Origin of the sequence: Streptomyces albus subsp. albus, from assembly GCF_000725885.1 — a bacterium.
Lineage (GTDB): Bacteria > Actinomycetota > Actinomycetes > Streptomycetales > Streptomycetaceae > Streptomyces > Streptomyces albus.
Map to the genome: position 1 here is coordinate 1 of NZ_JODR01000008.1, position 20,039 is coordinate 20,039.

20 protein-coding genes and 1 tRNA gene are annotated in these 20,039 nt (G+C 66.0%); 12 read left to right on the forward strand and 9 right to left on the reverse strand.

Features of this window, described 5'->3' with window-relative positions:
• The coding region (locus IO40_RS0109445; protein ID WP_031175248.1) for an Hsp70 family protein at positions 1–708 on the forward strand (708 nt) is incomplete at its 5' end.
• A 50-nt stretch (positions 709–758) separates the two neighbouring features.
• Here IO40_RS0109445 and IO40_RS0109450 read toward each other — a convergent pair.
• Complete coding sequence (locus tag IO40_RS0109450; protein ID WP_031175249.1) at positions 759–2,210, reverse strand: FAD-dependent oxidoreductase; 1,452 nt, start codon at positions 2,208–2,210, stop codon at positions 759–761.
• Positions 2,211–2,278: 68 nt separating this feature from the next.
• Between IO40_RS0109450 and IO40_RS0109455 the strand changes: the two genes are divergently transcribed.
• Both IO40_RS0109455 and IO40_RS0109460 read left to right on the forward strand, forming a co-directional pair.
• Positions 2,279–2,908, forward strand: a complete 630-nt coding sequence (locus IO40_RS0109455) for a TetR/AcrR family transcriptional regulator (protein ID WP_016469784.1) — start codon at positions 2,279–2,281, stop codon at positions 2,906–2,908.
• Between the two features lie 275 nt (positions 2,909–3,183).
• A complete protein-coding gene (locus IO40_RS0109460) occupies positions 3,184–3,627 on the forward strand; it encodes a hypothetical protein (protein WP_016469785.1) in 444 nt (147 codons plus the stop codon).
• Between the two features lie 276 nt (positions 3,628–3,903).
• Here the strand turns inward: IO40_RS0109460 and IO40_RS0109465 are convergent, their stop codons facing one another.
• The 3 genes from IO40_RS0109465 to IO40_RS0109475 all read right to left on the reverse strand — a co-directional run bounded on the left by IO40_RS0109465 (position 3,904) and on the right by IO40_RS0109475 (position 5,431).
• The gene (locus tag IO40_RS0109465) at positions 3,904–4,227 is read right to left on the reverse strand and encodes a hypothetical protein (protein ID WP_016469786.1); all 324 of its coding nucleotides are present in this window, start codon (positions 4,225–4,227) and stop codon (positions 3,904–3,906) included.
• A gap of 164 nt (positions 4,228–4,391) precedes the next feature.
• Positions 4,392–5,039, reverse strand: coding sequence for a chaplin (locus tag IO40_RS0109470; RefSeq protein ID WP_016469787.1), 648 nt, complete (start codon positions 5,037–5,039; stop codon positions 4,392–4,394).
• Positions 5,040–5,194: 155 nt separating this feature from the next.
• Positions 5,195–5,431 carry a chaplin gene (locus IO40_RS0109475; protein ID WP_016469788.1) on the reverse strand — a complete coding sequence of 79 codons (237 nt, stop codon included), beginning with the start codon at positions 5,429–5,431 and terminating at the stop codon, positions 5,195–5,197.
• Between the two features lie 634 nt (positions 5,432–6,065).
• On the opposite strand from IO40_RS0109475, the gene IO40_RS0109480 reads away from it, so the two are divergent.
• From IO40_RS0109480 to IO40_RS0109490, 3 genes are all read left to right on the forward strand, one after another.
• Positions 6,066–7,052, forward strand: coding sequence for a universal stress protein (locus tag IO40_RS0109480; RefSeq protein ID WP_031175251.1), 987 nt, complete (start codon positions 6,066–6,068; stop codon positions 7,050–7,052).
• 49 nt (positions 7,053–7,101) lie between these two features.
• The gene (locus IO40_RS0109485) at positions 7,102–7,323 is read left to right on the forward strand and encodes a hypothetical protein (RefSeq protein WP_016469790.1); all 222 of its coding nucleotides are present in this window, start codon (positions 7,102–7,104) and stop codon (positions 7,321–7,323) included.
• 166 nt (positions 7,324–7,489) lie between these two features.
• Complete coding sequence (locus IO40_RS0109490; protein ID WP_016469791.1) at positions 7,490–7,873, forward strand: DUF6083 domain-containing protein; 384 nt, start codon at positions 7,490–7,492, stop codon at positions 7,871–7,873.
• Positions 7,874–8,111: 238 nt separating this feature from the next.
• Here IO40_RS0109490 and IO40_RS0109495 read toward each other — a convergent pair whose 3' ends face one another.
• From IO40_RS0109495 to IO40_RS37560, 3 genes are all read right to left on the reverse strand, one after another.
• Positions 8,112–8,372 (reverse strand): hypothetical protein, encoded by a 261-nt coding sequence (locus IO40_RS0109495; RefSeq protein WP_016469792.1) that lies wholly within the window; start codon positions 8,370–8,372, stop codon positions 8,112–8,114.
• A gap of 1,032 nt (positions 8,373–9,404) precedes the next feature.
• On the reverse strand, positions 9,405–9,878 hold the full coding sequence (locus tag IO40_RS0109500; RefSeq protein ID WP_016469794.1) for a DUF3574 domain-containing protein: 474 nt from the start codon (positions 9,876–9,878) through the stop codon (positions 9,405–9,407).
• 279 nt (positions 9,879–10,157) lie between these two features.
• Positions 10,158–10,228, reverse strand: a tRNA-Arg gene (locus tag IO40_RS37560).
• Between the two features lie 121 nt (positions 10,229–10,349).
• On the opposite strand from IO40_RS37560, the gene IO40_RS0109505 reads away from it, so the two are divergent.
• Complete coding sequence (locus IO40_RS0109505) at positions 10,350–11,249, forward strand: phosphotransferase family protein (protein ID WP_031175252.1); 900 nt, start codon at positions 10,350–10,352, stop codon at positions 11,247–11,249.
• On the opposite strand, the gene IO40_RS0109510 is transcribed toward IO40_RS0109505, so the two are convergent.
• A complete protein-coding gene (locus IO40_RS0109510) occupies positions 11,250–12,641 on the reverse strand; it encodes a helix-turn-helix domain-containing protein (RefSeq protein WP_033228650.1) in 1,392 nt (463 codons plus the stop codon).
• Between the two features lie 268 nt (positions 12,642–12,909).
• Here IO40_RS0109510 and IO40_RS33365 point away from each other — a divergent pair, with 268 nt between their 5' ends.
• The 5 genes from IO40_RS33365 to IO40_RS35680 all read left to right on the forward strand — a co-directional run bounded on the left by IO40_RS33365 (position 12,910) and on the right by IO40_RS35680 (position 18,768).
• Positions 12,910–13,446: a bifunctional DNA primase/polymerase gene (locus IO40_RS33365; RefSeq protein WP_234336538.1), complete on the forward strand. Its 537-nt coding sequence runs from the start codon at positions 12,910–12,912 to the stop codon at positions 13,444–13,446.
• The gene (locus tag IO40_RS0109520) at positions 13,436–13,738 is read left to right on the forward strand and encodes a hypothetical protein (RefSeq protein WP_031175255.1); all 303 of its coding nucleotides are present in this window, start codon (positions 13,436–13,438) and stop codon (positions 13,736–13,738) included. Before IO40_RS33365 ends, IO40_RS0109520 begins: the two co-directional genes overlap by 11 nt.
• Before the next feature lie 23 nt (positions 13,739–13,761).
• Positions 13,762–14,085 (forward strand): hypothetical protein, encoded by a 324-nt coding sequence (locus IO40_RS0109525; protein ID WP_234336535.1) that lies wholly within the window; start codon positions 13,762–13,764, stop codon positions 14,083–14,085.
• A gap of 1,165 nt (positions 14,086–15,250) precedes the next feature.
• Positions 15,251–15,604, forward strand: a complete 354-nt coding sequence (locus tag IO40_RS35675; protein WP_078659700.1) for a trypco2 family protein — start codon at positions 15,251–15,253, stop codon at positions 15,602–15,604.
• Between the two features lie 785 nt (positions 15,605–16,389).
• Positions 16,390–18,768, forward strand: a complete 2,379-nt coding sequence (locus tag IO40_RS35680) for a tetratricopeptide repeat protein (protein WP_234336541.1) — start codon at positions 16,390–16,392, stop codon at positions 18,766–18,768.
• A gap of 311 nt (positions 18,769–19,079) precedes the next feature.
• Here the strand turns inward: IO40_RS35680 and IO40_RS0109530 are convergent, their stop codons facing one another.
• Complete coding sequence (locus IO40_RS0109530) at positions 19,080–19,835, reverse strand: GntR family transcriptional regulator (RefSeq protein ID WP_031175257.1); 756 nt, start codon at positions 19,833–19,835, stop codon at positions 19,080–19,082.
• Positions 19,836–20,039 lie beyond the last annotated feature (204 nt).

Genomic DNA, 20,039 nt, shown 5'->3' on the forward strand with positions numbered 1-20,039 from the left:
CTGGGCATGTTCGAGCTGACCGGTCTGCCGCCGGCCCCGCGGGGCGTGCCGCAGATCGAGGTCACCTTCGACATCGACGCCAACGGCATCATGCACGTGACGGCGAAGGACCTGGGCACGGGCAAGGAACAGAAGATGCAGGTCACCGGCGGCTCCAGCCTCCCCAAGGAGGACATCGACCGGATGGTGCGGGAGGCGGAGCAGTACGCCGAGGACGACGCCCGCCGCCGCGAGGCCGCGGAGACCCGCAACCGCGCGGAGCAGCTCGTCCACCAGACCGAACGGCTCCTGGCGGACACCGAGCCGGGCGCCGTCCCCGGGGAGACCCGCACGGAGACGGAGACGGCTCTCGCCGACCTCAGGGCGAAACTGGCCGAGACCCCGTCCGACCCGGCGCAGGCCGCCGACCACACCGCCGCTCTGCGGCAGGCGGCCGACCGTACAGCGACCGCGGCCCAGCAGATCGGCACGGCCATGTACGCCCGCGCCAGGCAGCAGGAGCCCCCTCCGGGCCCGCAGACGCCCGGAGGGGGCGCCCAGGGGACCGAAGAGGGTGCACAGCGCCATGAGGGCGGTGGCACCGGCCAGGACGACGAGGTCGTGGACGCGGAGGTCGTCGACGACGAGCCGGACGGCTCCAGCCGGCCCGGTGGAGACGGCCGGCCCGACGACAGCCGACGCGAGGGAAACGACGGGCCGCAGGGCTGAGCGCGCGGGGGAGTGAGGGAAGAGGCCGCGAGCGGTGAAGGGGCAGCCCCTCAGCCGAACCAGCGGGCGAGGGCGCTCTCCAGCGGGGTGCCGTCGCCGGCCGTCCAGGCGACGTAGCCGTCGGGGCGTATCAGCAGTGCCTCGCCTTCCTCCTCCGTCTTCGCCGTGACGTGATCGGCCGTCTTCGCCGTGATGTGATCGACCCGGTCCGACCGGCCGCCGACGGGACGCTGCTTGCCGTCGAGGGAAAGCAGCAGGCCCCGTCCGGAATGCATCAGTTCACTCATCCGGGTCGGACCGTGCTCGGTGGTCAGATCCAGGTCGACCATGCGGGCGCCGAGGCCGTCGTACCGGATGTCCAGGCCGGACATCATGCCGGAGATGTACCGGTGCGTGTCCGGGAGCCGCAGCAACTCGGTCATCAGGTCGCGGACGGCGGCGACGTCCTGGTTGCGCCCGGGGTTCATCAGCACGGCCTGGGCGCGGGTGTGCTGCAGGACGCGAGCTGCGACGGGGTGGCGCTCGTCGTGGTAACTGTCCAGCAGACCGGCTGGTGCCCATCCACGCACCGCGGCGGCGAGTTTCCAGCCCAGGTTCATCGCGTCCTGGACACCCAGGTTGACGCCTTGGCCCCCGATCGGCATATGGATGTGCGCGGCGTCCCCGGCGAAGAGCACCCGTCCTTCGCGGTAGCGCTCCACCTGCCGTGTGGCGTCGCCGAACCGGGACGCCGCGCACAGCTCGCCCAACTCCGTCCCCGGCCCGTACACGGAGTGCAGCACCTCACGGATCTCCTCGGGGGCGACGGGTACCTCGCGCCCCGGGCCGTCCCCGGAGAGCTTGCCGAAGATCAGCCGGTACCGGTCACCGTCGAGGGGGTGCAGGACCCCGAAGAAGTCGGCGGAGGCCCTGACGTACTCGCTGAAGTGCCTGCGGGCGCCCGGGACCGCGTCGGTACGAGCGGCGAGGGTGATGTCCGCGGCCACGGCGGACACCCCGGAGGTCCTGCCGGGGAAGGGCACGCCCAGCAGCCGCCGCACAGCGCTGTGCGCGCCGTCACATGCGACCAGATAGCTGCCGCGTATCCCCCCGGCCGAAACCCCCTCCGGGTCCTGCTCGACCGCCGTCACCGCGTGGCCGCGCAGGACCGGCACGCCGCGTTCGCGCAGACGCTGTTCGAGGAACGCCTCCAGCTGGGCCTGCGGCAGCGTCACCGGGCGCGGGTACCGGGTGCGCCACGGCCGGCAGTCCAGTTCGACGGGCAGCATGGCGAAGTGCCCGCCCGTCCCCTCCTGGGGCGGCGCGTCCGCGAGCAGCGGCTCCAGCAGGCCCCGCAGGTCGAGCACTTCCGCCGTGCGCGGCTGGAGACCGCCGGCCCGGGACTGCGTGCTGCGCGTGCGCTCCTTTTCCAGGACGACGACCGTGACCCCCGCCAGTGACAGCTCGTGAGCCAGCATCAGTCCGGTCGGTCCGGCCCCCACCACGATGACATCGGTTTGCATGACACACCCCAGAGAAAGTAGATCGAGTGCAAGTCTGCACCGAGTATACACAGGGGTAGACTGAGTGCATGAATCAGCAGATGGGCTTGCGGGAGCGCAAGAAGGAACGCACGCGGGAGACGATCGCCGAGACGGCGATCCGGCTGTTCCTGGACAAGGGTTTCGACCGGGTGTCCGTCACCGAGGTCGCGGAGCGGGCGGAGGTCTCCCGGCGGACGCTCTTCGCCTACTTCCCGACGAAGGAAGACCTCGTCCTGCACCGGTTCGCCGACCACGAGAGCGAGGCGGCCCGGATCGTGCGCGCCCGGCCGGAGGGCCAGCCCCCGCTGGACGCGCTGCGGCAGGCACTGCTGACGGCCCTGGCCGAGCGCGACCCGAACACCGGCCTGAACGACAGCCCGGAGACCATCGCCTTCTTCGGGCTGATCACCAGCACCGAGAGTCTGGCGGCGCGGCTGACCCGGTACGTGGCACGAGGCATCGACGCACTGGCGGACGCCTTTCGCGAGGCGGGTGCCGATCCGCTCGACGCCCGCCTCCTGGCCGCGCAAGTGATCATGGTGGAGAGGGAGCTTGCCGAGATCAATCACGCACACCTGGTGGACGGCCAGTCCGCCGACGACCGCTACCCCGAGGCCGTACGGGCGGCAGGGCGGGCGTACGACCTCCTGCGCGACGGTGCGGGCTCCCTCGCCTGACGCCGATCCGGCACGTACCCGAGGCCATCCGGCGCCTCCGGCGTCCTCCCGGGGTGCGGTCCCGCACGCAGTTCGCCCTCCCCTGCGGGGCGGTCTCCACCTTCGGTGATCCGCGACGCGGCGGCCGGCGTCCGACAACTGGACGCGTGATCACCCGGAGTTGTGGCGCGGTCCGCCGGGGCTGGAATGCGCCCTCTTGTGTCTACTACTGTGTGCACTTGCGCGGTTACGCTCCGTTGACCCGCGTTTCACGTACTCGAATCCGGTGGTGACACATGTTCAACTCCCGATCCGCACGCCCCAACTCCCCGGCCCAGCGCACCCTGCTGCGTGCCGGTCTGCTCGCCACGGTCGTCGGTGCCGCACTCGCACCCGTGGGCACAGCCGCGGCGGCGGAGCAGGGCGAGACCGGGCCGGAGCGGGGCGGCGCCTCCGCCAAGGACATCACCGCCGGCCTGCCCGGTCCCGTCCGGACCGGCGCCTACGGCGGTGCGGTCGGTGCGCGCAAGACGCTCGAAGTCAGCAAGAGCATCCCGCTCAACCCGCTCGCCAACACGAGCGTCGACCCCCTCGACAACACCCTGGGCACCCAACTCGCCGACTTCCGTGCGGTGAACACCGGCACCCTCACCGGGCCCCTCTCGCGCGGCGCCTCCCTCGACGACCTGCCCGTCGTCGGACCCCTGACCAACACGGTGACCGAGTCGCTGCCCCGTTGACGCACCACTCCGCCGCCGTCCCGCGACGGCGGACAGGCCGTACGACGCCCGAGCCGTCCCGTCGGACACGTCGTGACCCGCGGAGGCGTTCAGACGGCCATGACACTGAAAGAAGCCACCGGCCTCGGCCGGTGGCTTCTTTCACGTCCGGACTCCTCCCACGTCCGGCCTCCGCACCGACTCGCATACGGCGGAGCCGGCCGGAGGAGTGCCGGCCGGCTCCGAAGTCACAAGCCGGCGGCGAGACTCACCCGTCACAAGCCGGCGGCAGAACCGTCACAGGTGGAGCGGCAGCCCGCCGAGCAGGGACTTGCTCTTCCGGTCCCGCCCGTCGGTGTACTTCCCGGCGCCGAGCAGGTTCTTGTCGTTGCGCAGTTCGCCGTTCTCCAGCGTGTGTTTCACGGCGTCCACCACCGAGCCCACCGGGGGACCGGCGATCTGTGCCGGCGACGAACCGATCGGCCCCTGCGGCGCGACCCGGCCGAGACCGGCCGGCCCGCGATCCGGGCCGAAGGCCGGTCCCGACGCGAACGCGGGCGAAGCCGCCCCCAGGACCAGCATCGAACCGGCCACAGCGGTGACAGTCTTCCTGTGCATCATGTGACGCCTCTTCTCCCGGGCGACTGGAGCGTCTTCGGTGCTCCAGCGGAACGGTCAGTGGAAAACGGCCCTCCGGCCTCCCTCCGCGATCCCCTCGGGAACGCACGGAATCGCGGAACGAAACCGTTCCGCGATTCCATGGAGTGCGGCAGGGCGCTGGATGATCAGGCAGCGCGCCGGAACGAACGGCGGTAGAGCACCGCCCCGCCCAGCAGTGCGCCGGCGCCGAGGGCCGCCGTCGTCCAGGCCTCGGCCGCACCCGTCTCGGCAAGCTCCGCCGCCTCGGCCTGCTGCGGCGCACGGGCCTCATGACGGGCGGGCGCCGGCTGCACGGCCCGCTCGGCAGCCGGTTCGGCGACCGGCTCGTCGGCCGTCTCGGCCGCGGGCACGGCCGCCTTCTCGACCGGGGGCTCGGCGGCCTCGGGCGCCGGGGCGGTCTCTTCCTCCGACTCCACCTGCGGGGCGCGCTCCGGACCGTGGTCCTCGGCGTGGTGCTCGGGCTTCTCCTCGTGGCTGTGCGGCGGCGTGTGCGGCTTCTCCGCGGGCTTGTGCGGGTGCTTGTGACCCGGACCGTTGTTGACGCAGATGTTGCCGAACGCCGGGTTCAGCGCCGCGATCACGTCCACGGTGTTGCCGCAGAGGTTGATCGGAATGTCGATCGGAGCCTGAGCCGCATTCCCCGACAGGACGCCGGGAGAATTGGTGGCGGCGCCCGCCGCACCCGAGTCCGCCTGCGCGTACCCGGAGGCAGCCGCGAGCATTCCCGTGGTGGCGGCAGCGGTCAGGAGGCTCTTGCTCAAGACCTTTCGCATGGTCTTTTCCTGCTCTCAGTCTGTTGCGGAAGGCGCGGAATCGTCAGATATTCCGTATCCGCGTCTCAGGAAACCGGACGGCTCCGGTGCGAAGGCTCCACGCCCCACGCACCGGAGCCGGTCCGAACTGTCCCGCGCACGAGGGCGTGGGGTCGTCAGTCGTTGACGCAGACGTTGCCGAACGCCGGGTTGAGCAGCGCGATGATGTCGATGGTGTTGCCGCAGACGTTCACCGGAACGTGCACGGGGATCTGGATGACGTTGCCGGAGATGACACCGGGGGAGTTCGCGGCGCCACCCTGCGCACCCGCGTCGGCCATGGCCGGCGCGGCAGCGGTGCCCAGAGCCATCAGCGTGCCTGCGGCGACGGTCGCGACCTTCGTGTACTTCACCTGAGAGTCCTTTCTGGAGAGCGGGTTTCGGTGGACCACGTATTTCGCATGTCCACGAGTGCTGGCTGATCGCCTGCAACTCCGCTGTCGTCATTCGTAACGACGCCGCGCGCAGTTCGACACGACCCACGGAGAATTACCTGATGTCTCCCTCTCGTGGCGTAACGCCGACTGCTTCCCGAGGTCTTCGACGGGCAGTGGGCGCACGCCTGCCGGAGGCGTACGCCCCTCTTTGACGTGCGGTTATCGCCCACCTCCGCACACATTCGCTAAAAGAAGCCACTACTTTTCCGATCGTCATTCCGGGCCTGTGGGATCCCGCCGCTTCCTGAGCCGATCGGCGGACGGGAATTCCGTCCGCCGGCGCAGTGCCCGCGGCGTCGTCGGACCGCAGGCGGCGAAGCCCAGGAAGGAGCCGACGGCGCTGTCCGGGAGGGGGCGTGCCGGGCTCCGGGGCGCTCGGTGGCGCCGGGGCTCGAGAGGCGCGACGAACCCCAGGACGGGCCCACCGCACGCCACCCCGCCCGTTCGGACGACCCGCCCTGCCGTCCGGCCCGCTGGGCGGTATCCCTGGAGGGTGGGGCCCGCAAGCCACCGGACGCGGCGGCATGAGGACCGCGGAAGGGAGTACGGCGTGACAGGGACCGTTGTCGTGGGCGTGGACGGTTCTGCGTCGAGCCTGGAAGCCGTGGACGTCGCCGCGCACGAGGCGAAGCTCCGCGGCGGCCGGCTGCACGTTGTTCACGCCTTCGTGTGGCCCATGATGAAGGTCCCGCTGGGCCCCTCCGTGATGGGCCCGCCGAGCGGCGGACTGCGCAATCTCGCCCGCAAGACGACGGAGGACGCCGTCGCACGGGCGCGCAACACGGAACCGAGCGTCGAGGTCACCCAGGAGGTGATTTCCGGTGACCCCCTGTCCGTACTGACCACCGAGTCGAGAGGCGCCGACCTGGTCGTCGTCGGCACCCGCGGCCTCGGCGGCTTCACCGGGCTCCTCGTCGGCTCCGTCGCCGTCTACCTCGCCGCCCACGCCGAATGCCCCGTCCTGGTCACCCGCGGCCGACGCGAACCCTCCGGCCCCGTACTGCTGGGCGTGGACGGCTCCGAAGTGGGTGACGCCGCAGTCGGCTGGGCCTTCGAAGAAGCGTCACTGCGCGGCGCCGAACTCGTCGCCATGCACAACTGGAACAACTGGGCGGGCCCCGTCGCCGCCGGCCCCGGCATCCAGGTGCCCACCTACTACGACGTCGACCTCTTCCGTGCCGAGGAAGAACGCGTCCTGGCGACCGCCATCGCCGGCTGGCGCGAGAGATACCCCGACGTGACGGTGACGCCGCGACTGGTGCAGGAGTACACCCGGCAAGCACTCATCTCGGCCAGCGAGGAGTCCCAGCTGCTCGTCGTCGGAGCACGCGGCCGGGGCGGCTTCGCCGGTCTCCTCCTAGGCTCCGTCAGCCAGGCGGTGCTCCACCACGCCCACTGTCCCGTGACCGTCGTACGCACGCACCGCGCCCACGAGCACGGGCACGGCCGCACGCGGGAGGACGGCACGCACCACCTCCCGTGGCCGGGCCGCACCCACCGGCAGCCCGGCGACGTCGAGAACGGCCCCGCGGACTGACCGCACCGCCGGGCCACACATTGTCGGACCCTCTTGCCACCATGGCTCCATGGACACCGCGAAGCTCGAACTGGCCGCGAAGCGACACCGCGAGGCGGAAGAGATCTACAACGCCGCAGCCGCAGACCTCAAAACGGAGGCACTGGCGCTCCTCCGCGACACCGACGACCCGGACGCCCCCGCCACCGTCGCCCGGATCACCGGCTGGAACGCGGAGGAGATAGACCGGCTACGGTCCACAGCCGAAACGGATCCGGACCTGCCGCACTGAGCCACGTCGAACCCGCCAGAGACCGATTGAGGCCGTGCGCAGTCGGTCGTTGGTTACCGGCCGCACCTGCCGCGTCGTCTTCCGTCCCGCTGACAGACGGCTCTCCCAGATCTTCCGTCCGATTCGCGCGCTGCGTTCCGGATGACGGGTGGGCGACCCTCACGGCATGGGGGCTCTGGAGGAGAAACCGCGGCGATTGAAAGGCGGGCGGATTCGTTGCCCGCGCTGCGGGCTGATGCAGGACCGTGTGCTGACGCTGGAGTACGACTGGGTGCTGCTCGAACCCGCCGTGCACCCGCTGGCCCATACGGTCCCGGCGGAACACCGTTGGATCGAACTGTCCGACGGGAGGGTGACGGTCTACGGGGTATGTCCGCCGGATCAGTTCCAAAGGTGCCGCATCGAGCACAGCCTCGCCTGCCCGGCACAGCCTCTGCCGGATTTGTGGCCGTGGCTGACAACGCTGCGGGACCAGAACGCCCGGCAACTGGAGCGGCTGAGCGCCCCGGAGCCGCCGTTTTCCGAGAACGAATGGCCGGACGCCGGCTGACGGGACGCCCCGTGGCTGGTGACCGATAGGGGCTGTCCCCGGTCGCGGACGAGCGGCCCGCAGCTCCGCCCTGTGAGCGCTCAGCACCGCACATGCCTGCGCCTGCACCAGTATCCCTCTCCAGCGCCTCCGCCGGTCACGGCCCACAGGCAGTTCAATGCAACTAGCCGGCGAACTCGACGCTGTGAGCGTTGGCCCGTCACTGCTGACGGCAGTGGGCCGGTAGCGCCTGTCGGCGTCAGCCGAAGAGGAGGTCGACGTCCTTCTCGATGCAGAGCTGCAAAACGACCACCAACTGGCGGGCTGCAGCTATGTGCCGTCGGAGAAGCGGGTCGGTGCTTCCGCCCTCAGCCTTGTCGGCGATCTCTCGCAGGCGGGGCAGGATTGCGGCGCACTCTGAGGCAGTGAGGTCGGGCCCGTCGTCATCGGGGTGATTGAGCAGCGGTGCCAAGGGGGTGAGAATCTCGTCCCATGGGCGCTGTCCGCCGAAGCCGTGCATCTCGTCCAATGCGAAACCCTCGATCTGCGCCAGCCACCGCGGGGAAAATTGCGAAGCCGTTGTACGACCAGGAGACGTCTGAGCTGCTGGTGTCATCGTCTCCTGGGAACAGAACAATCCCCATCTCTACCCCTAGTCGTCCGAGAATTTTGGATCAGTGTGGGGGGAAGGACGGCTACTTCAGCACATCGAGGTTGTCCCGGCCAGCCCGTTCATCGGACTGAGTCCTCAGTAGCTCAGCAATCTTGCAACGGCGCCGCGGTGCTGGCAGCGACCGTACGCAACGGTGGCCCTGAAAACTGGCGTTTGAGGGCCGAGTGCTGGTGCCGCGTACCGGCGCACTGAGCTCGTTCCTCCGCCGATCGGCGGAACATGATGCTGATCCTTGGGCGGTACGTTGATGCCCGCTCGTGACCACACTATCGCCGAGCAGCTGGAAACTACCCGTTCCTCGCTGACAGCCAAGACCTTCATCGACGCCGGCGCCTGTCCCCCTGGTCCGCCGCTGACAGACGTTGCGCCTGGGTCGCTCATTAAGGTGAAGGATCGGCAGACTTGATCGTGAACGCCCAAATCAAGGCGTGCAGGAGTTGGTCTTTCTCCTTCTCGGAAAGGAGGTTCAGCCCTTCGTAAGCAGGCGGCGCTACGTCCAGACGATGCGGTATCCGACGCAAAGGCGAATGCTTCCCTCCCAGGAGGGAGGGATCATACGCGAGCAGGATGCAGATCCAGCTTTGAGTGGGAGAACTTTCTGGAAGGATCGGTACGAGTATGTACCGGGTCGTCTCTCTCGAGTCTATGTCGATACGCTCACCCGTCCTGCTGAACCCGGAACTTTGTGCCTCGGAGATGAGCCACCGGAGGGTGTCCGTGTCCACGCACCGGGCCTCTTCGGGCACGGGCCAGCCGAAGGGCGACACGACCCGTCCTGACCTGCGCGCACGGAGACGGGACGCCACACGCTTCGCCTTCTTCTCTCCCCAGGAAGGTACGAACTGCTCCCATTTCATACTTGGCCGACCAAACATATTGCTAGAAGTCCGCTCGCTCGTTGTCGTCCGTGCGCAGGACGGACTCCTGGTCGAAGATGCGCTTGTACGTGCTGCGGATCTTCTCGATATCGGCGTCGTGGACACGGGCCTCAGAAACGGGATAGAGAACGCTGAGTTCGTATGAGCCTTCCCGACCGATGCGACCGTCCTGGTCGCGCCACTGCCCGCGGCCCCGCTGGATGGTCAGCCCCGAAGGGAACTTCGGCGTCACGTGTTTGTCCACGAACGTGAGGAACTGCTTGTCGGAGACCGGTGGCTTGCCGTCCGGCCGGCCGGTCCCGAAGTAGAGACGCGTGTTGATGTACGGCTTGCCTCTGGCGACAGTCGCGGACTTGGCCTGGCTGCTCGGTGTCGGCCGTCCATCCAGCGCCGCGTATGCCTGCGGGGTTCCCGCGGCGACTGCGAGAACGGCCGCTGAAGCGACGATGCGTGAGCGTGTCTTCCTGGTGAGCACTGTGGCAACGGTCCCTTCGGTCTGCTCGGGAGAGGAACGGTCGAGCCTCTGCCGAGCGAGATCCTTCTGTGACGGCGCCGGTTTGTCAGCGGGTTCCGAGAACCGGTCCGAGCGTGGGCGGCTCCTGGCCCAGGAGAGGCGACCCCCCAAGAACATCAGGCCGTCGCCACTACGTGATCACCGGCATCGGCCTGCACCCGACCGCATCCCGCACACAACGACAAACGCCCCGCACCAGCATCCAAGCTGGTCGCGAGGCGTTCAGTACTTCGGTCGAAGTACCCCCGGCAGGATTCGACCCTGCGCACACGGCTCCGGAGGCCGACGCGCTTCTCTGCGTCTGCGCAGGTCGGTGTACTGATCGGCTTGGGCTGGGGGTGCGTCACGCCGCGCATACGCCATGGGCGCTCTGTAAGCGGCGGCTGCGAAGCGATACCGTCGATATGATCTATGCGGCGGGGAGGCGCGAGCATGACGGCGGAGTTCACTGCTGAGTCGGCGGGCGCGGTGCTGGGGGAGGCGTGCCGCTCGGCGGGGCTCGACCCTACGGGCGCGGAGCTGCTGCGCCTGGGCTCCAACGCCGTGTATCGGCTGTCGACAGCCCCTGTCATCGTCCGGATCGCACGGGACGCCGATGCCCTGGACGAGATGCAGCGGGCGGTCGGGGTCGCACGCTGGCTGGAGACGGAAAACTTCCCCGCTACGCGCGTGCTGGGCGACGTGGAACAGCCGGCCGTCATCGGTGGCCGGGTCGTCACGTACTGGGTGAACCTTCAGGACGAGGTCGAGTACGCCCGCCTGGACGAGCTGGCCGATCTGCTGAAGCGGCTGCACTGGCTGGAAGAGCCGCAGTCGCTCGGGCTGCCGCACTTCGATCCGTTCGCCAAGGTGTGGGACTCGCTGCGTGGTCTCGGTAGCGCTGTCTCGGACGGGGACCGGTCGTTCCTGGAGGAGCGGGCCGGAGAGCTGAACAAGGCGTACGACCGTTTGGACTTCGTTCTGCCCTTCGGCATGATCCACGGGGACGCCAACGTCGGGAACTGCCTCCGCGACCGGGCCGGACGCGCTGTCCTCATCGATCTCGACGGCTTCGCGCTGGCACCTCGTGAGTGGGACCTGGTCCTCACGTCGCTCTACTACGAGCGCTTCGGCTGGCACACGCGCGCTGAGTATGAGTCCTTCGTGCATCACTACGGATTCGACCTCATGAACTGGCCGGGCTACCCGGTGCTGGCTGACGTGCGCGAGCTGATGATGACGCTGTGGCTCGGGCATCAGGTGACGACGAACAGCAGGGCGGCGGAAGAGTTCCCCCGGCGGGTCGACAGCATCCGGACCGGAGGTAGTCGGAAGGATTGGCAGCCGTACTGATCAGCGGTTTCCGTCGCGCTGTCCTTCGGCTGCGGCCCACAGCCGGTGTCCTTGCGCTTGCTCGCGGAAGGAACGGACAGTGGCTGTCTCTCCCACCGCCACCAGGCCGTCCCGGAACTCCTTGAGGTAGCTGACACAGCGTGCTGACTTGAGCTGTTCGCCAAGATCAAGAGCGTCGAGGGCTACGCGGCATGCCTCCTCGGGATCTCCGGCCCGAAGGTGGGCGTCGGCAAGAACCATGGTCGCGAAGAAGTCGCTTCTCACATGACTGCCGCTCATAGCGTTCTCGGCGTGGGCCACGGCTCGGCGCGCGCTGTTCACGTCGCGGAAGCAGTGGGCGGCCTCGGCTGCCAGCTCGGCCTCGTCGAAATAGGTGATCCACTCCGGTTCGTCGCTGACGTTCCGGCTCTCCAGCGCCTTGGTGGCCTCGCTCAGCGCCAGCTCGCACGCGCGGATGTCACCCGTACGAGCAAGGGCGCGAGCCTCCATTGCGTGAAACTGCGCCATCAGGGTCGGTGTGGCCACACCCGAAATGCCCATTCGTGCCGCTCGGGCGAGTGTGGCGGCCTCGGTGTAGTTGCCCAGGAACGTGGCCTGATGACTCATCGCGGAGAGTATGCTTCCGGCGAGCCGGCGGTCGTCACCGTCCTGAGCGAGACGGAGAGCCTGGAGGAAGTACCGCTGGGCAAGGCCGTGGTGACATGCGTCGTATGACATCCAACCCGCCAGCAGCGTGGACTCCGCGACCGTGGAGAAGAGCGCACGGCCGACGGCTTCCGTGTATTGGCCGGTGAGCAGGGGTGCCACGTCCTGACTGAGGTACTGGACCACAGACTGTCGCGCATGCTCTCCGCCGAACCGGTCGTCCATCTCGGCGAACATGTCGCTGGTCGTCTTGATCATCGCTACATCGGTCAGCCCCACTCGTGCGCCATCCGGGCGGGCGGTCGACGGGAAAGACGGGTCTGGTGCGACCAGCCACCGGAGGGACGCTTCACTCCACGCATGCTGTGACGCCTCGGAGAGCAACAGTGGCTCATACCCGTGCAGGTCAGCGCGCCACAACTGACTAACGGTATGAAACGCCTCCTCCGGGGTCGGCGGATAGCGCGTCTCCAGCAAACGGGAATCCTGGCCGTCGGCGACGCTCAGCCCCAGCTCGGCCGGAGCGATGTCGAGCGCCTCGCAGATGAGCGTCCCATAGAACTGATCGGGGACACTGTGCCCGTTCTCCCAGGTTGCGAGGCGCCGCTTCACGCTGGCGTCGGACGGGAGCGCCTTCCCGTGGCGCTTAGCGCACCGTCGCAGTTCGCTGACGAGCCTGAGTTGACTCCAGCCGCGGGCCTTACGAGCCGCGCGAAGAAGTTCCCCAAAGGGGCGGTTCGCTTCCATTCTGATCACTCCCCCCGCCCGTCCGGCTACGTGCGCTGTCCTGCTGACCCTTCCGAATTTACGGAACGTAAGTCGTCGCTGTCTGCCCGTAATACGGAGGTTGCCACCTTCTTCGGCAGGTGATTCGGGGTGACGCGGGACCGGAAGACACGTCATCCCCCGTCATCTCTCGTCATCTGCCCAGCTCAGGGCCGTGCACCCGAAGGTGGTTCCAACGCAGTCAAACGGCTGGGGCTCGGAACAACTGAGGTGACTCGACGTGCAGATGATGACAAGAAGGGGAGTTCAGTGGATCTCCTGCGCATCCGATGACCCGGATGAGTGCCGTGAGCAATGGGCGGTTGACCCTCGGCGCCCCTGCGCACTTCCGACTGGGCGCTTCTTCGACGTTGTGGTGGTCGGGCAGCGGGTTGGATTGGAGACGTTCGACCAACTCCAGCGCCACGGAATGCCACTGGGGCCCGTGATGGCGGACCGGGCATCCGAGCAGGTCGGCTTCTTCGTCCCCACCTGGTCACACGATCCGTTCGCACGCATGGTCCGGCAGGAGTCAGCGGCTGAGGCGCCTGAGTACCGATACCTGGGAGAGGGCTCTGTGGTGGTCGTTCCCGGGCCGATGCCGCTGACGGGAGATCGATACATCTGGCTGCGGGCTCCAATGCGGCGACCGGAGGCGTCCCTTTCACGGATTGCTGCGCTTGCCGCAATGTTCGTCGCCGCGTCGTCTGTCGTGGCTCGGGCGGACCGGTACGGCCGTGAGCAGTCGGCTGCCTCCGTGAAAGGCGAGGCCACCCATGCCGGCTGACCACGAACCCAGCGGCGACGGCGCAAGCTGGTCCCCGCTCGACAGCGAGGGGTGGTACGCGGCGCGGGACGCGGTCGCTGAGCTCCGGGACGTACTGATCGCTGCTGGCATGGAACGCGACTTCCCATACCTGCGTGCCGACCTGAACGCCTTCGGGCACGGGCTGATCGAACTCGGCCGTATCTCGCCGGAGACGGCTGAGCGCCTGACGGAGCTGCTGCGGAGGGCTCTGGAGAGTACGTACGAGGTGCCGGGAACAGGCACGAACGGCCGTCAGCAGCGGAACGACTGAGCAGAGCGGATGAGGTGGACGACGTGACGGACCCCAAGGGCGTATGTGCTCGACCTGCGGACTACCTCACTCCCGGTGTGGCCTACGTACGCGGTTGGGCGGAAGGCAAGCGCGCTGCTGACGACCTCGCGGAGATGCTGCGCGCGTTCGGCCTGGAGGTGGACCTGCCAGGGCTCAAGGCAGACGTGAACGTCTTCGGGGACGGCGTCGTCACCCTCGGCGCGGTACGTCCGGACGCTGCACGGCTGCTGGCCGACTTGCTGACGACTGGGCTCACGGCGGAGATGACGTGGCGGGACGACGGCCGGCCTGGACTCGGGGGCACCGCTGACAGTTCAGCGGCGTAGCACAGTTCGGCGAACAAGCCCGTCAGGCAGGACAGGTGGCTCGTCGTCGGCCGGGACCGGCGCCCCAGCGCCGCAGCCCGAGCCGAACGACGGGCCACCTTCTTGTTTGCTGAGCTATGAGCTTGGGAATCACTGATCGTTTTGGGCGCCATTGCGGCTTTGACCTGCAAGGATGAGCGCCTAAAGGCGCCATGTGGCGACGGCGTTGTGCGCCCCTGTTGACCGTGGTTCACCGCTCCGCCTGGTGCCCATCTAGTCCGCTGGGGTGCAGCTGGCCCCTCGCTCCGTCTGGGGTACGTCGCTGGCGCGCCATCGTGATCACCTTCGCTTGGCTAGCCATGGTTCCACGTGATGACACCCTCTCCCGCTGGGTGTACCCGCCGGGGACTTCCACGCTCACGGAGTCCCAGAAGGGTTCGGACTCGCGGAAGTGGCTCCCGTGTGCCACTGCGCTTTGGGGCACGCGCGACGCAAAGAACGGAGAGCGCTGTGGCGAGACCACAGCGCTCGTATCCCTCATAGGAGTGAGGCGCTTCCACCCAACCGATCTCGCATGGATCGCAGACCACGTACTCGACCTCGAACGGCAAGTCGGGTCCGCAGTACACCGCTCTGATGCGCTAGTCGGTTCGCTCGAAGGCGCCGGCTGGCCGGTCGACCCATGGTCTCGGCGGCTTAGCCATCCGGTCGAAGCAGGAGAACTCGGGATACATCCATCGACGGAGTCGGTCGCGCCAGGTCCGCTTGTCGGGCCATCCCCGTACTCAATGCACGTGGTCAGCAAGCTGAGCCACGGCACGAACCGCCGCATCCTCTTCTGCTGGTCAGTCCTGCTGGCCTCTGAACGTGCTCTCGGTCTGCCGGGCGTGGAACTGCTGTACAGCACAGCAACTGCGTTGCGAAGCCCCACCCGCGTACATGCTGATGACCCGACAGCGCCGGGTCGAGGCCGTCGTACCGCTGTGTACGCGGCCGAACGAAACTGGATGAGGCGGGAACTGAGACGAACAGCAGCGAGGGGTGCTCTTCAGCGGCTCGCACGGTTGGCCTGGCCGAGCATCAGCGTCGTTTTTGAGCCAGGATGAGTCATTGTCCTTACCGTTGGAGAAGGATCGTTGCCACTATGGCGGTGTTGACAGTTGGAGGAGAGACGGGGGTGTAAGCGATGCAGGGTGCCTTGGAAAACGTCGAACTCACTGCTGCAGTGCAGGGATTGCGAGATCAACTGATCTCGTCTGCAGATTCATCAAGCGGGCAGAATATTCGATTCGAAGTAGAAGAAATCAGCCTAGAGTTCACGGTCGAGCTTCGTCGTGATGCGAGCGCCAAAGCTGGCTTCAAAGCGTGGGTAATTTCGAGTGACCTCCAAGCTAGCGCAGCAAAATCCTCCGTTCATAAAGTATCAGTGAAGCTCAAGCCGAAACATTCCACTGATGGAACGCCGGTAGAAATCGGAAACGCGGCTGAGGTTGATATGGGTGACTTCGGAGGCGCGACTTGCGAGGTAACTAACAGGTGAGTGCACGATCCGCCGAGAGATTGGCGATTGTCCAAGCCGAACGTCAAGGCAGTGGCTTCCTGCTTAACCCTCGCTTGGTTCTCACATCAGCTCACCTATTCGATACGAGCGTTACTGCTCGTGTCGCGGTTCCTGGCGGTGCAGGCAAGCGCCTTTGTCGCATAGTTTGGCGTCGTCACGATGACATATGTGATGCGGCACTCCTCGAAGCAGACGATGACCTAGTAGCGGATGTGTCGAAGTGTCGGGTATCCGACGTCAAATGGGGAAGGGTAACTGACCTCTCGTCCTGGAGCGGCTGTGAGGCGATCGGGTATCCGCGTGTGTCACTGCGTGAAGGAAAGAGACCAGACACTGAACAGATCGTAGGAACTCTCAAGCCCGGCTCTTCCATTTTGCGAAGCCGGTACGTTCTGGACAGTGCGCACTCGGCACCGCCTAAGACAGACGACGCCTCACGATCTCCATGGCAAGGCATGTCTGGAGCTGCTCTCTTCATAGGCGACTTCTTGATTGGCGTGGTCTCTGGGGACCCGGTGCAATGGGGGCATGCCCGCGTCGAGGCAGTCCCCATCTCAACGCTATTCGAGGATCAAGGCTTTAGGGCAACGGTCCAGGGAATCACTGGCCAGTCGATAGAACTGGTTGACGTCGCAAAGCGTACGCTGTCACCTAGTCGCGATTCTCAGAGTGCGGCAGAGATTCAGTGGCAGGTAGTATCCGAGACAAATCCGATTAGCTTCGGTGTGCATCGAGCTCCAGACTCGCCCGGATATCTAGATGTCGTGGAGTACATTCCGCGGGGTGTCGACGGGCAGCTGGACCATCATATTGAGTCGCTGGCGCAAGAGGGTGGAATGCTTCTCTTGTCGGGTGATTCAGCGGCGGGCAAGACGCGAGCGCTATTCGAAGCGATGCATCGAAAGTTGCGAGACTGGTTTGTCTATAAACCTGATCCCGACGCCGATATCTCGCATGTACTGAACTCTCTGCACGGCAGGAACCAAGTTATATGGCTTGACGATCTGCAGGATTATCTCAGATCCGATGGATTGACTCCCTCGTTGCTCGACAGGCTTAGCGATCTGCAGGTTGTTGTGCTTGCTACTATCCGAACGGAGTTCTACCAGCATTACACAGATGGCCAAAGCGGTAAGTTTGCAAGTGGAGGAACTGATGCTCGACTGCCTGCGTTTCCAGCGCGAGTAATCCGAACCTCTCGTCATATAACTATTGAGCGCATCTGGGATCACGGAGACCGGCAGAGAGCTTCTGCCAGCGAAGATCCGCGAATAGTCAGCGCTCTAGAATCTGATAATTCCTACGGAGTAGCGGAGTACCTGGCGGCGGGGCCCCAGGTGCTCAAGCTGTGGCGTTCTGCTTCCAGGGTGGGCGGCAATCCGCGCGGTGCGGCGCTCGTCGCTGCGGCGGTAGATTTGACGCGTACAGGTGTAGGCTCTTCATTTCCGCCTGAAGCCTTGGAACGCCTGCATGACCACTACCTTAAGCAGGCTGGCGGTCCGACGCTCAGGCCGGAACGCCTCGACGAAGCCTGGAAGTGGGCGAGTGATGTTGTGCTGGGAGTCACCAGCCCTCTGGTTCCGGGCAAAGGAGGTAGGTGGAAACCGTTCGACTACCTGGTATCCGATGCTGCACGTCGCTCCCGTCCTGGCGATCTTCCAGACCTGGTCTGGGATGAAGCTCTTCGCATAGTGGACGACTCTCGCCGTGCCGTAGTAGCTATGGTGGCCCGCAGCGCCAATCGACTAGACGTGGCAAAAAATGTACTCATTCCTCTTTCGGAAACGGATGACCCTGAGGGTTTGAACCTCCTTGGCGCGCTTGCGGTATTTGAAGAAAAGTACCCGGACGCCAGCGGTTTCTTTCAGCGTGCTCACAATCTCGGAGATTCGACAGGCACTCACAATCTGGGAGCCTTGGCTGCCCTCCTAGGTGACCTTGATGACGCTCGTGATTGGTACATGCTAGCGATTGAGCGTGGGGAGCTGCGGGCGATCGGGTCTTTGGGGGCAGTCTACGAAAGGCTGGGAGATCAAGAGAAAGCAGTGACGCTTTGGAAGCGGGGGACTGAAGAGGGTGACCCGGGTAGTGCTCTTCATTATTCAGATTGGCTGAGAAATAAATGGCAGTCAGATGAATCGGTAGACGCTCTGCGGGTTGCGGCAGATGGGGATATTCCGATTGCGACACTTTCGTACGCTGGCGTTATGCTGCGAAAGAAGAACCATGAGTCAGCTAATGAGTACCTTGCAAAGGCTTATCAGGCTGCTCAAAAAAAGGGATACTTGGGAGACCCGCTTGGGGCTGTGATGGCCGGCGTAATAGCCCACTCTTTCGGTAAAGTGGATGAGGGTAGTGAGTGGTGGCAGCGTGCCCGCAACAGCGGGTACGAGGTGGAATGGGCCATCGTTGAGGCATCAGAAAGTTCACGGGGGCTGAAACGCCTTGCGGTTAGTCACGATACGCTCGACCGTGTCGGCGGCGAAGAGGTGCGTTCCCTCATGCAGCTGCTCTGGGCGGGTGACTGCCTTGACTGCGGTTACCCGCTAGGAGAAGGAGTTCCGGCCCTTTACGTCGATGACTCGTACACTAGGGCTGATGCGCGGCTGTTTCACTTCGGGTTGTGCAGGTTTCCACAATGGAATGACTCTGCGTTGATATCGGTTGCGAAGGATTCCGGTATCACTTGGAAGTCGATGAGTGCTCCTGTTGTGATGAGTGGAGGATCTGCCCGCCCCATACCTGCCCTGATTGTTAACCCTGCACTTGAGGTAGCCCAGTTCATAGATGCCGGTGACCAAGTCTGGACAGCGACTAGTCAGTATGGCCCGCAGTCGGTCTTGAGTTCGTCTTTGAACATGCGTGCGCTGTGGTCCGGTATCCCACCGAAGAACCCTGATTCCCTCGCGTGGAGTTTCGTCGGGGAAGGCGAGGTTGCGGTGGCGGTTCCGCAGCAAGTTTGGGGGGCTCCAGCGACGAGCCAGTTCGTAGCGCTCGCGGAGCAGTGTGAAGGGGTGCTTCTTATCCTGACGAGCGTCTTGGGGCCAGCAGATTCCTACGGCATGAATGTGGTCGTGGACGTATTGCGATCCTGGGACTCGATGGTTCGATGGGCCCCTCTCCGGAGTGGTGGGACGCCTTAGGTTGGCGGAGCGGCTCGGGGCTGGAGTTGCTTTGCGACGAGCGATCATGGCTCAATAAGCCTGTGGCGCGTCGGGCAGTCTGTGGACCTCCCGGTAAAGCACGACGTTGGGGCCATGATCGTGGAGGCTCGCCCCAAAGTGGCTGCCTAAAGCCGTGGAGCCAGCCGCCCCAGCCACGACGTACCCCTTCTCTGGCGTCAGGTGGCTGCTTGCTATGCGCACGGTGCGGGTGTCGGCCCGGGGGCCGGGCCGCGTGCGGGGAGCGGAGCGAGCCGCCTCGAAAACGTAGAGAAAGTCTGAGCCACACTCGGTCAGAGAGGGTACGTCAGCTCCAAGTCGTTGCCTGGTAGGTGCAACTCTTCCAGGGCGAGCGGTCGGCCGTCGGAGTTCCGTGTAACTCGAAGGAGTTGGAGGAGCGGAACGCCATCCGGTAGGCGCAGCGCTTCCGCCTGATCTGGCAGGGGCATGCGGGTGCGGACGTGCTCGGTGAAGTGGAGTTCGTGGCCTAGGGCTGACAGGGCTTCGTACAGCTCGGTCGCCGGAGGCGGGGGCTCTTCTTCGAACTTGGTGCCGACCAGTACGGAGAACGGCACGTATGTGCGGTGGAGCTGGCGGAGGGGGCTGCCCTCGGCGGTCTGGAGCACGCCGTACGTGAACAGTGGCTCGCCCGGTGGCACGCGGAGAAGGTCCGCCAGTGCGACGGGGGTGTCCGTGCGGGTGGCCGTGGGCTCTTCGGCGTTGGTCCAGCGGATGCCGTCGGCCTCGACATAGCGGCCGTCCGGCTCGCGGCGTACCCCGCGCGGGCGGGTGAGGCTGGGGCGGCTGTGGGGGGAGCGGACGAAGCCGCCTCGGCCGGCCATGACTTCGACTAGCCCGGAGGCTCGTAGCTCTGCGATGCCCTGGCGCACCGTCGGCCGCGTGACGCTGAACTGCTTCGCCAGGGTCTCCTCTGAGGGCAGTGGCTGCCCCGACGGGTAGGTGCCGTCCATGATGCCGGCACGCAAGTAGTCCGCGATCTGGCGGTACTTGGGCTGCTTCTGCTTATCGCTGGCCCTCTGCGACGGCATCTGGCTCCCCTGAATCGCTGGTCAAGGCTCTGTTGTCTCACCCCGGAGACGAGTCGTCCCCGAACGGGGACAGCCTCTCTCATCCCAACACGGTTGACAACCCGTACTACGGCTGGTCACTCTGGACTCTCCGCAGCCCGTAGTACGGGCTGTAAAGCAGCACGAAGGAAGGGCCTTCGGTGCGACAGACAAGGAGTTCAGACA

What these genes read in the sequence shown, in the direction of transcription:
- IO40_RS0109450 (WP_031175249.1), bottom strand. Translation starts at nt 2,210, where the DNA reads ATGCAAACCGATGTCATCGTGGTGGGGGCCGGACCGACCGGACTGATG.
- IO40_RS0109455 (WP_016469784.1), top strand. Translation starts at nt 2,279, where the DNA reads ATGAATCAGCAGATGGGCTTGCGGGAGCGCAAGAAGGAACGCACGCGG.
- IO40_RS0109470 (WP_016469787.1), bottom strand. Translation starts at nt 5,039, where the DNA reads ATGCGAAAGGTCTTGAGCAAGAGCCTCCTGACCGCTGCCGCCACCACG.
- IO40_RS0109530 (WP_031175257.1), bottom strand. Translation starts at nt 19,835, where the DNA reads ATGCCGTCGCAGAGGGCCAGCGATAAGCAGAAGCAGCCCAAGTACCGC.
- IO40_RS0109505 (WP_031175252.1), top strand. Translation starts at nt 10,350, where the DNA reads ATGACGGCGGAGTTCACTGCTGAGTCGGCGGGCGCGGTGCTGGGGGAG.
- IO40_RS0109460 (WP_016469785.1), top strand. Translation starts at nt 3,184, where the DNA reads ATGTTCAACTCCCGATCCGCACGCCCCAACTCCCCGGCCCAGCGCACC.
- IO40_RS0109495 (WP_016469792.1), bottom strand. Translation starts at nt 8,372, where the DNA reads ATGCACGGCTTCGGCGGACAGCGCCCATGGGACGAGATTCTCACCCCC.
- IO40_RS0109510 (WP_033228650.1), bottom strand. Translation starts at nt 12,641, where the DNA reads ATGGAAGCGAACCGCCCCTTTGGGGAACTTCTTCGCGCGGCTCGTAAG.
- IO40_RS0109490 (WP_016469791.1), top strand. Translation starts at nt 7,490, where the DNA reads ATGGGGGCTCTGGAGGAGAAACCGCGGCGATTGAAAGGCGGGCGGATT.
- IO40_RS0109485 (WP_016469790.1), top strand. Translation starts at nt 7,102, where the DNA reads ATGGACACCGCGAAGCTCGAACTGGCCGCGAAGCGACACCGCGAGGCG.
- IO40_RS0109520 (WP_031175255.1), top strand. Translation starts at nt 13,436, where the DNA reads ATGCCGGCTGACCACGAACCCAGCGGCGACGGCGCAAGCTGGTCCCCG.
- IO40_RS0109465 (WP_016469786.1), bottom strand. Translation starts at nt 4,227, where the DNA reads ATGATGCACAGGAAGACTGTCACCGCTGTGGCCGGTTCGATGCTGGTC.
- IO40_RS35675 (WP_078659700.1), top strand. Translation starts at nt 15,251, where the DNA reads ATGCAGGGTGCCTTGGAAAACGTCGAACTCACTGCTGCAGTGCAGGGA.
- IO40_RS33365 (WP_234336538.1), top strand. Translation starts at nt 12,910, where the DNA reads ATGACAAGAAGGGGAGTTCAGTGGATCTCCTGCGCATCCGATGACCCG.